The sequence below is a fragment of the Kitasatospora terrestris genome (genome assembly GCF_039542905.1).
Taxonomy (GTDB): Bacteria; Actinomycetota; Actinomycetes; order Streptomycetales; family Streptomycetaceae; genus Kitasatospora; species Kitasatospora terrestris.
Genome location: NZ_BAABIS010000001.1, coordinates 2524328 through 2538038 on the forward strand (window position 1 = coordinate 2524328; position 13711 = coordinate 2538038).

16 protein-coding genes are annotated in these 13711 nt (G+C 71.9%); 14 read left to right on the forward strand and 2 right to left on the reverse strand.

Annotated elements, in window-relative coordinates:
• The 8 genes from ABEB06_RS11630 (at position 1) to ABEB06_RS11665 (ending at position 6059) form a co-directional block, all read left to right on the forward strand.
• On the forward strand, positions 1-1167 hold the full coding sequence (locus ABEB06_RS11630; protein WP_345696764.1) for a hypothetical protein: 1167 nt from the start codon (positions 1-3) through the stop codon (positions 1165-1167).
• A 41-nt stretch (positions 1168-1208) separates the two neighbouring features.
• On the forward strand, positions 1209-1667 hold the full coding sequence (locus ABEB06_RS11635; protein ID WP_345696765.1) for a hypothetical protein: 459 nt from the start codon (positions 1209-1211) through the stop codon (positions 1665-1667).
• Between the two features lie 23 nt (positions 1668-1690).
• Complete coding sequence (locus ABEB06_RS11640; RefSeq protein WP_345696766.1) at positions 1691-1915, forward strand: hypothetical protein; 225 nt, start codon at positions 1691-1693, stop codon at positions 1913-1915.
• 87 nt (positions 1916-2002) lie between these two features.
• The gene (locus tag ABEB06_RS11645; protein ID WP_345696767.1) at positions 2003-4327 is read left to right on the forward strand and encodes an FtsK/SpoIIIE domain-containing protein; all 2325 of its coding nucleotides are present in this window, start codon (positions 2003-2005) and stop codon (positions 4325-4327) included.
• 263 nt (positions 4328-4590) lie between these two features.
• Complete coding sequence (locus tag ABEB06_RS11650) at positions 4591-4782, forward strand: hypothetical protein (RefSeq protein WP_345696768.1); 192 nt, start codon at positions 4591-4593, stop codon at positions 4780-4782.
• A gap of 14 nt (positions 4783-4796) precedes the next feature.
• Positions 4797-5006 carry a hypothetical protein gene (locus ABEB06_RS11655; RefSeq protein WP_345696769.1) on the forward strand — a complete coding sequence of 70 codons (210 nt, stop codon included), beginning with the start codon at positions 4797-4799 and terminating at the stop codon, positions 5004-5006.
• Positions 5007-5039: 33 nt separating this feature from the next.
• Positions 5040-5465 (forward strand): hypothetical protein, encoded by a 426-nt coding sequence (locus tag ABEB06_RS11660; RefSeq protein WP_345696770.1) that lies wholly within the window; start codon positions 5040-5042, stop codon positions 5463-5465.
• A gap of 111 nt (positions 5466-5576) precedes the next feature.
• Positions 5577-6059 (forward strand): single-stranded DNA-binding protein, encoded by a 483-nt coding sequence (locus ABEB06_RS11665; RefSeq protein WP_345696771.1) that lies wholly within the window; start codon positions 5577-5579, stop codon positions 6057-6059.
• Between the two features lie 39 nt (positions 6060-6098).
• On the opposite strand, the gene ABEB06_RS11670 is transcribed toward ABEB06_RS11665, so the two are convergent.
• The gene (locus tag ABEB06_RS11670; RefSeq protein ID WP_345696772.1) at positions 6099-7091 is read right to left on the reverse strand and encodes an SRA domain-containing endonuclease; all 993 of its coding nucleotides are present in this window, start codon (positions 7089-7091) and stop codon (positions 6099-6101) included.
• Between the two features lie 189 nt (positions 7092-7280).
• Between ABEB06_RS11670 and ABEB06_RS11675 the strand changes: the two genes are divergently transcribed.
• The 6 genes from ABEB06_RS11675 (at position 7281) to ABEB06_RS11700 (ending at position 12127) form a co-directional block, all read left to right on the forward strand.
• Positions 7281-7631, forward strand: coding sequence for a hypothetical protein (locus tag ABEB06_RS11675; protein WP_345696773.1), 351 nt, complete (start codon positions 7281-7283; stop codon positions 7629-7631).
• Positions 7632-7648: 17 nt separating this feature from the next.
• The gene (locus tag ABEB06_RS11680) at positions 7649-8359 is read left to right on the forward strand and encodes a hypothetical protein (protein ID WP_345696774.1); all 711 of its coding nucleotides are present in this window, start codon (positions 7649-7651) and stop codon (positions 8357-8359) included.
• An 88-nt stretch (positions 8360-8447) separates the two neighbouring features.
• Positions 8448-9326 carry a bifunctional DNA primase/polymerase gene (locus ABEB06_RS11685; RefSeq protein WP_345696775.1) on the forward strand — a complete coding sequence of 293 codons (879 nt, stop codon included), beginning with the start codon at positions 8448-8450 and terminating at the stop codon, positions 9324-9326.
• 182 nt (positions 9327-9508) lie between these two features.
• Positions 9509-10426, forward strand: coding sequence for an AAA family ATPase (locus ABEB06_RS11690; RefSeq protein ID WP_486334163.1), 918 nt, complete (start codon positions 9509-9511; stop codon positions 10424-10426).
• A gap of 129 nt (positions 10427-10555) precedes the next feature.
• On the forward strand, positions 10556-10837 hold the full coding sequence (locus ABEB06_RS11695) for a helix-turn-helix domain-containing protein (RefSeq protein WP_345696777.1): 282 nt from the start codon (positions 10556-10558) through the stop codon (positions 10835-10837).
• Between the two features lie 3 nt (positions 10838-10840).
• Complete coding sequence (locus tag ABEB06_RS11700; protein WP_345696778.1) at positions 10841-12127, forward strand: tyrosine-type recombinase/integrase; 1287 nt, start codon at positions 10841-10843, stop codon at positions 12125-12127.
• A 77-nt stretch (positions 12128-12204) separates the two neighbouring features.
• Here the strand turns inward: ABEB06_RS11700 and glnA are convergent, their stop codons facing one another.
• Positions 12205-13566 (reverse strand): type I glutamate--ammonia ligase, encoded by a 1362-nt coding sequence (gene glnA / locus ABEB06_RS11705; RefSeq protein WP_345696779.1) that lies wholly within the window; start codon positions 13564-13566, stop codon positions 12205-12207.
• Positions 13567-13711 lie beyond the last annotated feature (145 nt).

A 13711-nucleotide genomic window follows, 5' to 3' on the forward strand; every position in this document is an offset into this window, starting at 1 on the left:
ATGAGCATCACCGAAATGCGGCCCACGGGCCGCGCCCGGTCGGCGCCGAAGCCGGCCGCGAAGGAAGCCGCCGAGGCCGAGGCCCTGCGTGCCAAGACCGAGGCCACCAAGGCTGCAGCCGACATCGCCAACCAGGTCAAGGCCGCGAAGGCCGCCGCCGAGATCGCCGAGGGCCAGGCCAAGGCGGAGGAGATCCGCCGCGAGGCCGCCGACCGCCGCCGCGAGGCCGACCGGGCGCGGGCCGAGGCCGAAGCCACCCGCGAGAAGGCCGCCCGCTCCGCCGCACAGTGGCGGACCTCGGCGAAGACCATCGCCATCATCTGCGTCATCGTCTCGCTGCCGCTCCAGATGATGGCCTTCTGGAACCCGCACGCCTGGTTCCTGCTCGCCGCGCCGCTGGTCCTGGAGGGCCTGGCGTGGGCTCTGCTCAAGGGAGCCGAGGCCGCGATCGACGACCACCGGCCGTCCTGGCACTACCGGGCCCTCGCCGGTGCGGTGGCGCTGTTCGCCGCGACCGTGAACTACCTGCACGGCTCGCACGCGTTCGGCCTCGGCACCGGCCTCGGCGGGGCGTTCTGCTCGCTGGCCGGACCGATGGTGTGGGACCTCCACGAGCACGGCCGCATCCGCAAGCGCGACGGCAAGGTCAGCCGCCGCCAGCGCCGCGCCGAAGCCAAGCGCGCCGCCGCCGAGGCCGCCGAGAAGCAGGCCGCCGCCGAGCGCGCGGTAGACGAGCGCGAAGCCCTCGCCGCCACCCGCGCCGTGCAGTGGCCCGAGGTGTGGGAGCGCACTGTCGCCCTCGCCGCGGCGGTCGGCGAGCTGCACCCGAGCGAGGCCACGTGGAAGCGCGCGTGGGACGACACCCAGGGCGCCCAGCTCGGCGACACCGCCGAATCCATCGCCACCCGCGTGGCCGCCAAGGCCGCCGTGAAGGACGCCACCAACGACCGGGCAAACACGGTCGAAACGGTGGAAAAGCCGCAGGTCGAATCCCAGCTGACCCGCCCCACGAAGACCACCGCCGCCGAGCGCACGGACGGGCGCCGCAACAACGGCGGAACCCCGCCCGTGCGCCGCGCCGGCGACACCCTCGGCTACTCCCCGGCCGCCCGCCGCGCCATGTCCCTTGCGGCTAGCACTCGCCGGCGCCAGGCCGCCGCGAGCTGACCCCTGCCGCTCATCCCCAGAACCGAAGGAGGACACTCACCATGTCCGACGCCCTGTCCGTCCGTGCGGCCCGCTTCGCCGCCGCCTACGCCCTGCTCCGCGCTGCCGCCGACGTGGCGGACCACTGGGTGCAGACCGACCACCAGGCCCGCACCAAGGGCCAGCACGACCACCACGACGGACAGTCCAGCGCCGCCGGCCGCAAGGCGTGCGCCGCCCACGTCGCCACCTACACCGCCACCCAGGCCGCCGCCCTGCTCGCCGGATCCCGCCTGCTCGGCGTGCGGCTGCGGCCCGGCCCGGTCGCGGCCGCGCTCGCCCTGTCCGCCATCACGCACTACGTCGCCGACCGGCGCGAGCCCCTGCGCCGCCTGGCCGACGCCACCGGCAAGGCCAACTTCGTCCGCCTCGCCGACCACGGCATGAACGGCGCCTACTGCCTCGACCAAGCCTGGCACCACGCCTTCGAGACCGCCGCCGCCGTCATCGCCTCCGTCTGACCAACCCGAGAGGAACCCACACCATGAGCCGCTTCAGCAAGGGCGACCGCGTCATGATCACCCGCCACGTCCAGACCTACTACCGGACGGCCGCCCCCGGAAACATCGGCACCGTGACCAACGTCGGTGACGACGGCACGACCACGGTGGCCCTCGACCGCTTCAACGACCCCGCCGACAAGCAGATCATCGACCCCCGCAACGCCCGCAAGATCCAGCCGAACGAGGACCCCAAGAACTGGAAGTAGCCCCGCCCCGAGGCGGCCGCTCAGCTTGCCGGCACGACGGCCGCCCCGGGCCCTTCACCCCGCTTGAGCAGTGAGGAAGGACCCTCAGTGAACCACGACGAAGACGCCCCGCCCGACGCGACCGCGCCGACCACCTACCCCCCGGGCAGCACCAAGGGCGCGGCTGTCCTGCCCTTCCCCGACCGCCGCACCACACCCGACCCCGAACCTGGCACCGCTCCGGACACCGCCGCCGACTCCGTCTACCTCCTCGACACCACGCCCGCCACGGTTGCGGCCGTGCTGGCCGCGCGCGAGCGGGAGGATCCGGCCGGGGACCGGCCGCTGATGCCGCAGTGGATCCGGACGAAGGACGGACGGCGCACGATGGCCCGCGCGCGTTCGACGCAGACCCGCCGCGCTCTGCGGCGGTGGCTGGCTCGGCAGCGCACCGCCCGCGGCCACGCCGCCCAGACCTGGCGCGGCATACGGCGCTCGGCCCAGTGGACGGCCGGGTTCGAGGGCGCCCACGTCCAGGCCGCCGGCCACCAGGCCCACATCGCCACCCGCGAGGCCCGCGACCTCGCCCGCCGCGCCCGCTTCACCCTGCTCCCCGGTGACCGGGCGCTCGCCCAGAAGCAGTCCGAGGCCGCCCTCGCCGTCGCCGTCGCGGCGGTCGCCGCCTACAAGAAGGCCAAGTCCAACCGGCGCCGGATCCGCTTCGCCCGCGCCCTGGTCGCCTTCGGCATCCCCGCCGCCGCCGTCCTCACCTCGTACGTCGCGCTCGGCACCGCCGGGCTGCTGCTCGGCCTCGGGGTCGTCCTCGCGGTCGAGGCGTTCCTCGGGCGCCGGCCGGACCGGGAGACCGTGTGGGACGCGGAGATCCGGGCGCTGTCGGACGGCGACCCGCTGACCGAGTCGATGCTGGACCGGGCGTTCAAGGCCGCGAAGGTCATCGGCGACAGTCAGCGGCTCACGATGGTCACCCCGTGCGCGATCGACCCCGCGGTGCCGAACGCCTGGCACGCCGTCATCGACCTGCCCGACGTGACCGTGAAGAAGGCTCAGGGCAAGGTCGATGACATCGCCGCGGCGATGGGCATCGACCGCACCAACCTCGACATCCGCCAAGTCGGCTCCAACGGCCGCCGGATGGCGATCTGGGCCTGCGGACAGGACCCCTTCCTCGCCACCCGCCGCAACCCCCTCGTCGCCACCCGCGCCAAGCAGGTCAACACCTGGCGCGACGGCTTCCCCCTCGCCTTCGACAAGCGCGGCAACATCCTGCGCCCCACCCTGTCGGACTACTCGTTCCTGTTCGCCGGCGCCACCCGCTCCGGCAAGGGCATGGGCCTCGCCAACCTCCTCGCCGCCGCCATGCTCGACCCCCGCGTGCGGATCCGCCTGTTCGACGGCAAGGGCGCCGGCGAGTACGTCCCCCACGCCCGCGCCCTCGCCACCTTCGTACGCCGCAACCCCAAGCGACTCGTGCAGTTCCTTCGCCTCATGGTCGAGGAGATGAACCGCCGCACCGAGATCCTCGTCGAAGCGGGCCTGTCCAAGGCCAACGAGAAGCTGATCGACAAGCTCGGCGGCATCGAGCTGGTCATCGTCGACGAACTCGCCACCTACACCGCCAAGAACGGCCCCTCCGGGAAGTACGCGGAGGAGATCACCGAACTCCTCGCCCAGATCGCCGCCGTCGGCGCCGCCGTCGGGATCGTGCTGGCACTCGCCACCCAGTACCCCGAGGCCGAGATCGTCACCCCGCGCCTGCGCGGCAACCTCGCCGCCCGCATGGCCATGCGCGTGGAGTCCCCCGGCGCCTCCAATGTCGTCCTCGGCGACGGCATGGTCGGCCAGGGCTACGACGCCTCCAAGATCCCGATCGAGAAGACCAGCCGCGGCCGGGCCTGGCTGACCACCCCCGACACCGGCGTGATCGAGGTCCGCTCCCTGTTCATCGACGAGAACGCCGGGGAGATCCTGCCGCTGATCGAGCGTGGCATCGAGCTGCGGACCGAGGCCGGGTGCCTGCCCGGCCACTACGACGACCCGGTGGAGTCCGCCATGGCTCGCCAGACCGGGGTCAGTGCCGCCGCCGGTGGCGAGGACGGCCTCGGCTCCGTCGTTCGCCGCACCGTCCTCGACCGCATGATCCGCGCTATCGAGGCCACCGGCGGCGCCGTGATCAGCAGCGCCGACCTGCTCGCCCGCCTCGCCGGCACCGACCCCGACCGCTACGGCCGGGCCGAGAAGGAGACGGACGCCGCCTGGCTGTCCCGCGCCGGCAAGAACCTGCGGGCCGAACTCGACTCCCTCGGAGTCAAGTTGGAGCCCGCTCGGGTCAGCCTGCCGGACGGCTCCCGGCCCAACGGCTACACCCTCGCCGACCTCCGCGCCGCCACCGCCCGACTGGACGGCGCCGCCTGACCCGACGCCCGTTCTGTCCCGGTTTCCACCCCTGACAGACCCTCGCCGGCCGCGGAAAGCCGCAGGTCACAGCCTCGCGGGTCCGGTCAGGACCTCTGCCGCCCCCTGCCGGAAACCACCCTCAGCGGGCACCCCTCGGCAGGGGTCGGCCCCCGACCGTCACCCAGCTGACCTGCGCAAATCCTGGCCTGGCGAAGGTCCGTCAGGACAGCCGGCCACACCCAAACCATCCCAAAGCGATATTCCTGGACGGGAGTCCGCCCGTGCTGTTCACCGTGTCCGCCGCCGTGCTGTTCGGCGTCGCCCTCGCGCTGATGCTCCGCTTCAAGGCCGTGTCCACCTCCGGGGCCGTTGTCGCCGCGCTGTTCGGCTTCTACCTCGCCTCCACCGGCATCGCCCCCTCCGTCAACAACGCCGTCGTCAGCCTCTTCCACGCCCTGCAGGGCCTGCACTGAACGGAGACACCGCCATGCCCGCCACCGCCCCCGGCACCACCGACCCGGCCCCCGAGCAGGACATCGTCCTCGACGTCTTCACCCACGGCTCCACCACCTGCGCCCACACCGCCAGCACCACGCACCGCGGCGAGTGGTGGCACCTGTGGACCAGCCAGGGCCGCTACCTCGGCTCCACCAACCGGCCCGAACTCCTCGGCGCCCTCATCCAGCAGACCCGCTGACCGAAGCACCACCACCCGGAAGGAAGCACCGCCATGAACCACGCGCAGCCGTACTCCCAGCCCACCGCGGCGGTGCTCTACACCGCCGACGGCCAGCCCCTCTACACCACGCCCCCGCAGGCCGCCCCGCTCGCCCACTACCGGCCCGCACCGCTCCCGCAGCCCGCCCACCAGCCCGTCCCGGTCCACGCGATCGACCCGACCTCCGTCTACCTGCCCGCCCCCGCCGCCGCGGGACGGGACATGTGGCCAGCCCGCCTCCTCGCCGGCGGCATCGGCACCGGCGCCGCCGGGATCGGCCTGGGCTTCCTCTTCCAGGCCATCGCCGCCGCGGCCACCGGCCTCGGCCTGCTCGCCGCCGTCCTCGCCCTCGTCTGGCTCCTGAAGAACACCAGCGGCGCCGGGGGCGGCCGGGGCGCGGTGAACGTCCGCGTCAACGTCTCCAACCGCAACCGCTGACCCGGCCTGTACCGACCGGCGTGCCGCCCAACACCCGCTTAGAAGGCGGTTGGTGGGCGGTGCGGGGGACGGACAGCCCGCTCCCGACCCAAAGTGCCCTTGGAGGCCACCGTGTCCGTGGGAGAGACCCCGATCACCGTCGTCGGCAACCTGACCGACGACCCCGAACTGCGCTTCACCCCCGCCGGCGTCGCCCTCGCGAAGTTCACCATCGCCTCGACCCCGCGCACCTACGACAAGACCACCAACACCTGGCGCGACGGCACCGCCCTGTTCCTTCGCGCCACCGCCTGGCGTGAGATCGCCGAACACGCCGCCGACACCCTCACCAAGGGCATGCGCGTCGTCGCCACCGGCCGACTCGTCCAGCACAACTGGCAGACCGAGCAGGGCGAGAACCGCTCCATGCTCGGCCTCGACCTCGACGACATCGGCCCGTCCCTGCGCTTCGCCACCGCCAAGGTCACCAAGACCCAGCGCACGGGCGGCGGCGCCGCACCGGCCGCCGACCCGTGGAGCAGCGCCACCCCCGCCCCGCCGAACGCGGGCGCGGCCGCAGCCCCGACCGGGTTCTCGGGAGAGCCCCCGTTCTGAGTTCAGCGCGGACCTGGAAACCCTGACGCGCCTGGCTGGCTACTCACTCAAGTGCCCAGTGAAGGCGTCGCCGGTACGAAATACCAGGTCAAGGCCGGCCTTCGCGATGAAGTCGCGCAGGTCCTCACTCGGCTGAGAGGGAAGCAGTACCGCGCACCGGAGGTCGGGAACGTCGATGTGCCGGCGGTAGTCCAAGAGCTGGGCTACCGCCTCGCGGACCGCCTTGCGGGTGCTTGCGCTCTTCGCCTCGTAGAGGACCTTCGCAGTGGCGTCGTACAGGTCCGTGGTGAACGTGCCACGTTCCCCCTTGATGGTCAGCTGATACGTGCCGACCTCGTGCCCCCGGTTGGTGAGGAAGTCCGCGAAGGCCGTACGGAGTTCACCCTCGCGCCGGTAAACAGTCCGCGGCCCCTGCGGGCCAACCGCAGTTCGGTCAGTAATGTGCCGCTCAGCCGTGGTGAACGCCGCGGTTGTCCGCTCCGCGGGGATCAACAGCCTCGTCGTGACCGGCGCCGGCAAAACGACGTCCGCCTCGTGTACGGCGACGGCGGCACCCTCCGCAGGGCGCAGGCGGAAGACGTAGACCATGCGCTCTTCTCCACGCTGATCTGTGTTCCACCGCTCGACGTACGGCTCAATCGGATCAAGGACCATCTGGCCGATGTAGCGCTGATACTTGGCGCTCGTGCCAGGCACGCGACCTGCCGCGACAAACAGGTGTACCTCGCGCCCCTTCGCCCGATGAGTCATCAGCGGGGAGTTCGCACCCGAGAGCTTCTGATGACCCAACGGACCAGCACCGGTGTACTGGAACACCGGCCCGTACTCGTCCTCCTCCTCAGCCCACCCGTCGAAGGTGTAGCTGTGCTTAACGCCTTCCTCGGGATCCGAGAAGACCAGCACCTTGCGCTCCGGTGTGACCACCACGATTCCGCCGGCCCACGACCGGCTGCTTTCCAGGCCCAACGATCTGGCCAGTTCATCTCGCGTCGTCACGGCATCCACAGGCGGCGGAAAACTCTCGATCGGCATCCCGCGAATCTACGTCACCACGCGGACAACAACGGCTCGGCAGCGCCGATTTGAGCGCCGAGGCAGCCGGTAGCGGGTCTCTGCCTCGCCGGCATGCGAATCCTCCGCAGCCCCTCGAATCAACGAAATCAGGATCACCATGCCCATCTCCAGCACGCGCGGCCGCCCTCAAACGGGGCGGTGCACGACATGACCACCCGCACCCCGCCGCTGGCCGGCGCCGGCCTGTGGCAGGCCGTCATGGCCGCCGCAGCGGGCCGTTGCCAGTGCCGGGGCGCCTGCGGCAAGTCCCACGCCAAGGACGGCGGGCGCTGCAACCGCGAACACGGCGCCCACCGCACCCACGCCGGCGGACGCGTCCAGCTCATCGCAGCCCCGGCCGACCCCGCCGACCTGCTGCTGCCCGACCACCAGGTGGCCGCCCTGCCCAAGGCCCGCCTCGCCGCCTGGTGCCCGACCTGCCACCACGCCGCCCACACCGCCGCACGGCGGGCCGCGAGCGCTGCGAACCCGCCCATCGAACCCACCGCCCTGTTCTGAACCCGGAGGAACCCGCCGTGTCCGTCACCCTGACCGACCTGCCAACCATCATCCGGCAGCTCACCCCGCACATCAGCACCGACGACACCCTGCCGCCCATCCACGGCATCTACCTGGAGGCCACCGGCACCCACCTGTTCGCCGCCGCCACCGACCGCTACACCTTCGCCCTCACCCGCCGCGAAGCCCCCAACACCAGCGGGTCCGCGCCGTGGAAGGCGTTCATCGCCCGCACCGACCTGCTCGCCCTGCGCGCCCTGTTCCCGACCCGGCGCCGCACCGCCGATCTCACCCTCACCTATAACCGGCCCTGCACCCGAACGCGCGACGGCGGCTTGAGCATCAGCGACGGCAACCGCTCGCTCACCCTCTCCGCCAACGTCCCGCTCGCCTCCGGTTTCCCCAAGTGGCGGCCGCTGTTCGCCGCCGCGCTCGCCGCCGAACCCCAGCTCACCGACGAGGCGCACTACAGCGCCGCGTTCCTCGCCCGCTGGAACCACGCCCCCGCCGAACGATACGAACCGCTCACCCTCTGGACCGCCGGACCCGACAAGCCCCTCCTCGTCGCCGCCGGACACGACTTCCTCGGCCTCCAGATGCCCATCCGCCCCGGCGACCACGTCCCCGGCGCCCCCGCCACCCAGCGCCACGACCGCAACGCCCTGCGCACCACCTGGACCGACACCCTCGCCGTTGCGACCAGCGGCCGGCGCCTCACCGCGGCCTGACCGACCCCCGCCCGGGGCGGGCCGGAGCCCCTCGGCACCGCCCGCCCCGGCGCATCCCTTCGAGCCCACACCACGACGGAAGGCCGCCATGCCCGCAAACCGCCTGCTCGCCGACGCCCTCGCCCTCGCCCGGTCCGGGGTCCCCGTGCTGATGCTGAGGGCCGGGAAGCGGACCCTCGGCAACTGCCCCGACTGCAAGGACTTGCTCTGCGGCGGCCGGCCGAACATGAAGACCGCCGGGCCCTGCACCTGCCCGGCCCCCTGCCACGGCTGGGCCGCCGCCACCACCGACCCCGACGTCCTCACCAGCCGAGCGTGGGCACCCGGCTGGCGCGAGGCCGCCGCCCTCGCCTACCACCCCGGCGGCGCCGGGGTGACCGTCGTCGACCTCGACACCCCCGACGCCGTCGCCTGGGCCCGCACCACGCTCCCCGCGACCCGCACCGTCCCCACCACCCGTGGGCAGCACTGGATCTACCTCGGCACGATGCGCTCCGCCAACCGCGTCCGGCCCGGCGTCGACATCAAATCGCTCATGCAGTACGCCCGCTGGCTCGGCCCCGGCACCGGCCCGGTGACGGCCCTGCCCGACCCCGTGCGAGCACTGGTGGCCCGGGAGGAAAACACCACCCCCGCCCGCCCGGGGGGAGGGGTGGTGTTTTCTCCTCCCGCGACGAACTGGGCGAGGACGGTGGGCAGCGGATGCCGGCACACCGACCGCTACGTCCGCACCGGCCTGGAACGAGCCACGGCCAGGATCCGCAGCCACACCGAGACCGGCGCCGGATCGCAGACCTTCTTCGTCGCGAGCTTCCTCGCCGGCCTCCACACCCAGTGCCCCGGCCCATGCGGCCTCGACACCATCGCCCACGTCCTGGTCGACGCCGCCACCTCCGTCGGCGTCCCGCCCGAGTACGCCGCCCGCGCCGTCGCCAACGGCTTCGCCGCAGCCGGACGCGCCGCATGACCCGCCCCGCTGGCCCCGAGAATTCGCGTCCCGCACTGCACCTGCGCGTCGTCCACGACGACCCGCAGGGCGCCCCCTGGCCGGGCGAGAGTGGCCCCGAACCGGATTCCTGGACCGACCCCGGCCCCGAACCGCCACAGGACGCCCCCACGGCCCCTCAGGAACCCTTCAGGCCCCGCGTCGTGTGGAACGCGGCCGACCTGATGGCCACCGACTTCCCCGAGCCCCGGTGGGCCGTGCCCGGGTTCTTCGCCGAAGGCGTCAGTCTCCTCGCCGGACCGCCCAAGGTCGGCAAGTCCTGGCTCTCCCTCGGCCTCGGACTCGACGTCGCGGCCGGCCGCCCCGCCTTCGGCACCGTCCCCGTCGAAGCGGGCCCCGTGCTCTACCTCGCTCTGGAGGACACCCCGCGCCGGCTCAAGACCCGCATGACCAAGCTCCTCGCCGGACGCCCCGCACCCAAAGACCTGACCATCGTCACCGACTTCCCACCGCTGCCCCAGGGCGGCGCCGACGCCCTCGACCGCTGGCTCACCCAGAACCCCGACGCCCGCCTCGTCGTCATCGACGTCTTCGCCAAGGTCCGCGGCAACTCCGCCCCCGGGGTCGCCGCGTATGACGCCGACTATGCCGCCATCGGCCACGTCAAGCAGGTCGCCGACCGGCACTCCGTCGCCACGATCCTGGTCCACCACGTCCGCAAGATGGGCTCGGACGACTTCCTCGCCGAGGTTTCCGGCACCAACGGCCTCGCCGGCGCCGCCGACGCCACCCTCGTCCTCAAACGCTCACGCGGCAAAGCCGACGGCGTCCTGCACATCACCGGCCGCGACGTCGACGAGAACGAACACGCCCTCGCCTTCCAACCCGAGACCGGCAACTGGCTGCTGCTCGACGGACCCGCCGGCGACCACACCATCGGCGACACCCGCGCCACGATCCTCGCCCACGTCCGCACCCACCCCGGCGCCCGGCCCAAGGACATCGCCACCGCCACCGGCCTCGACTACGCCAACACCCGCCAGGCCTGCACCCGCATGGCCAAGGACGGACAGCTGAACACCGACGCCAGCGGCGCCTACATCGTCCCCGAGCCGGTGTGACAGCCCGAACCACACCCCCACTGTCACACCTGTCACAGCTGTCACCGCAACGCTCTGACCAGCCCACATGCCGGTGACACCCGCAGTGACAGCCCTATTCACTGTCACACCCACAAAGGAGAACGGCCTATGACAAGGCCCCGCACCCCCGCTTTCGACCTCGCAACTGACGCTTCCGTCTCGCGCCGCCGCGCGGCGAGCCAGGCTGGCGGAACGCCGACGCGCTCGCTGCCGACCCGCTACCTCACGCCCGAGGACATCTCGGCCCTGTTCGAAGTGCCGCTGGAAACCATCTACCAGTGGCGCCGCAAGCGCACCGGTCCGCCCGGATTCCGCGTGGGCCGACACCTGCGCTACGACCCCGCCGAGGTCGCCCAGTGGGTGGCCGACCAGAACCGAGAGGTGGCCTGACCTTTGGCCGGACACATCCAGGACCGCTGGCACAAGACCGAGATCGGCCCGGACGGCAAGCCCCGTCGCGTCAAGACCGAGCGGTACGGCACCGGTTCCCGCTACCGCGCCCGGTACATCGGGCCGGACGGCACGGAGAAGAGCAAGGCGTTCCCGGACCGCCAGAAGCGCCAGGCCGAACTGTGGCTGGCCAACATCGAGGCCGACATGTCGCGGGGCCAGTACGTCGACCCGAAGGCCGCCAAGGTGACCTTCCGGCAGTACGCCGAGCGCTGGTTGGAGTCGCAGACCACGGACCACAACACCCGTTCGTCCGTCGATGCGCAGATCCGCCGACACGCGATCCCGTACCTCGGCATCCGACCGCTGGACTCCTTCCAGCCGTCGCACATCCGGGAGTGGCTCAGGGAGTTGGAAAAGGCGGTGCCCGCGTCCTCGTACCGGCGGGTCATCTTCGGCAACGTCTCCAGCATCTTCATGGCGGCGATGGAGGACCGCCTCCGGACCACGAACCCGTGCCGCTCCCGCTCGGTGACCCCGCCGGGCCGGGCTCCCGGCCGGGTCCGGCCTTGGACGGCAGAACGGGTGGAGGCCGTCCGGGCCGCACTACCGGCCCGGTACCGGGCGATGGTGGACGCGGCCGGCGGCTGCGGCCTCCGGCAGGGCGAGGTGTTCGGCCTGCCGGTCGACGAGATCCGGTCTGACACCGGCTGGCTGCACGTGGGCTTGCAGATCAAGGACATCGGCGGGCGTCTGGTGTTCGCTCCGCCGAAGCGCGGGAAGGTCCGCGACGTGCCGCTGCCGGAACGGGTGGCCGGCATCTTCGAGGCCCACCTCGCCGCCTTCCCGCCGGAGACCGTGACGCTACCCTGGCTGACGCCCGACGGCCCGCCGGTGACCAAGCGGCTGCTGTTCTCGCGCGAGCAGGGCGGCGCCGTGCGACGGAGCGACTTCAACACCTACGCGTGGAAGCCCGCCCTCGTGATTGCGGGGGTGATCCCTCCTCCGGAGAAGTGGGGTCGCTTCCAGGCGTCGCGGGAGGACGGCATGCACGCGCTGCGGCACTTCTACGCCTCGATGCTGCTCGACTCCGGCGAGAGCGTCAAGGCGCTCAGCGGGTACCTCGGGCACACCGACCCCGGGTTCACGCTCCGGGTCTACACGCACCTGATGCCGAGCAGCGACGGCCGCACCCGCCGGGCCGTCGACGCGCTCTACGACGCCCTCGGATGGGCCGCCGCTCCGCAACCCCACGGCCCACAGACGGCCCAGGAAGGACAAAAGCCCTGAAAACGCCCCTCGGGCCGACGGATGTGATCCGTCGACCCGAGGGGCTTCTGGCGTTTCAGACCTGCCCTGACCTGCGGTTACAGCACCTGGAGGTTCTTCCGCAGCTCGAACGGGGTGACCTCGGAGCGGTACTCCTCCCACTCCTGGCGCTTGTTGCGCAGGAAGAAGTCGAAGACGTGCTCGCCGAGGGTCTCGGCGACGAGTTCGCTGCGCTGCATGAGGTCGATGGCCTCGCCGAGGTTCTGCGGCATCGGCTGGATGCCGAGCGAGCGGCGCTCCGCGTCGGAGAGCGCCCAGACGTCGTCCTCGGCGCCGGCGGGGAGCTCCAGGCCGTCCTCGATGCCCTTGAGGCCGGCGGCGAGGACCACGGCGTAGGCGAGGTACGGGTTGCAGCCGGTGTCGAGCGAGCGGACCTCGACGCGGGTGGAGCCCTGCTTGCCGGGCTTGTACATCGGGACGCGGATCAGCGCGGACCGGTTGTTGTGGCCCCAGCAGATGTAGGAGGGGGCCTCGCCGCCGGCGCCGGCGGTGCGCTGGGAGCCGCCCCAGATGCGCTTGTAGGAGTTGACCCACTGGTTGGTGACGGCGGCGGTCTCGGCGGCGTACTTGAGCAGGCCGGCGATGAAGGAGCGGCCGACCTTGGAGAGCTGGTACTCGGCGCCGGACTCGTGGAAGGCGTTGCGGTCGCCCTCGAAGAGGGAGACGTGGGTGTGCATGCCGGAGCCGGGGAAGCCGGAGAACGGCTTGGGCATGAAGCTGGCGTGGACGCCCTGCTCCAGCGCGACCTCCTTCATGACCAGGCGGAAGGTCATGATGTTGTCGGCGGTGGAGAGCGCGTCGGCGTAGCGGAGGTCGATCTCCTGCTGTCCGGGGGCGCCCTCGTGGTGGGAGAACTCGACCGAGATGCCCATCGACTCGAGCATGGTGATGGCCTGGCGGCGGAAGTCGTGGCCGACGCCGCGCGGGGTGTGGTCGAAGTAGCCGGACTGGTCGGCGGGGATGGGGGCGGTGCCGTCGCCGGGGAGGTTCTTCAGCAGGAAGAACTCGATCTCCGGGTGGGTGTAGAAGGTGAACCCCAGGTCGGACGCCTTCTCCAGGGTGCGCTTGAGGACGAAGCGCGGGTCGGCGTACGACGGCGAGCCGTCGGGCATCATGATGTCGCAGAACATCCGCGCGGTGCCGGGGGTCTCCGAGCGCCACGGCAGTATCTGGAAGGTGGTCGGGTCCGGCTTGGCGATCATGTCGGACTCGTAGACCCGGGCGAAGCCCTCGATCGCCGAGCCGTCGAACCCGATCCCCTCGTCGAACGCCTGCTCCAGCTCGGCCGGAGCGACCGCGACCGACTTCAGGAACCCGAGCACATCGGTGAACCACAGCCGGACAAAACGGATGTCACGCTCCTCGAGCGTGCGAAGCACGAACTCCTGCTGCTTGCCCATGGGGACAGTCTCACCTCTGCTCTTTACGTCCGTGTTACGCCCGCGGGCGTGACCGGAACCGGCTGCTCCCATCATGGCGGATCTTCCTGCGGAGTCCACCCCCGGGCAGGCCGCGGTAGGCCGCGGAACGCCCGGCGGGGAGACA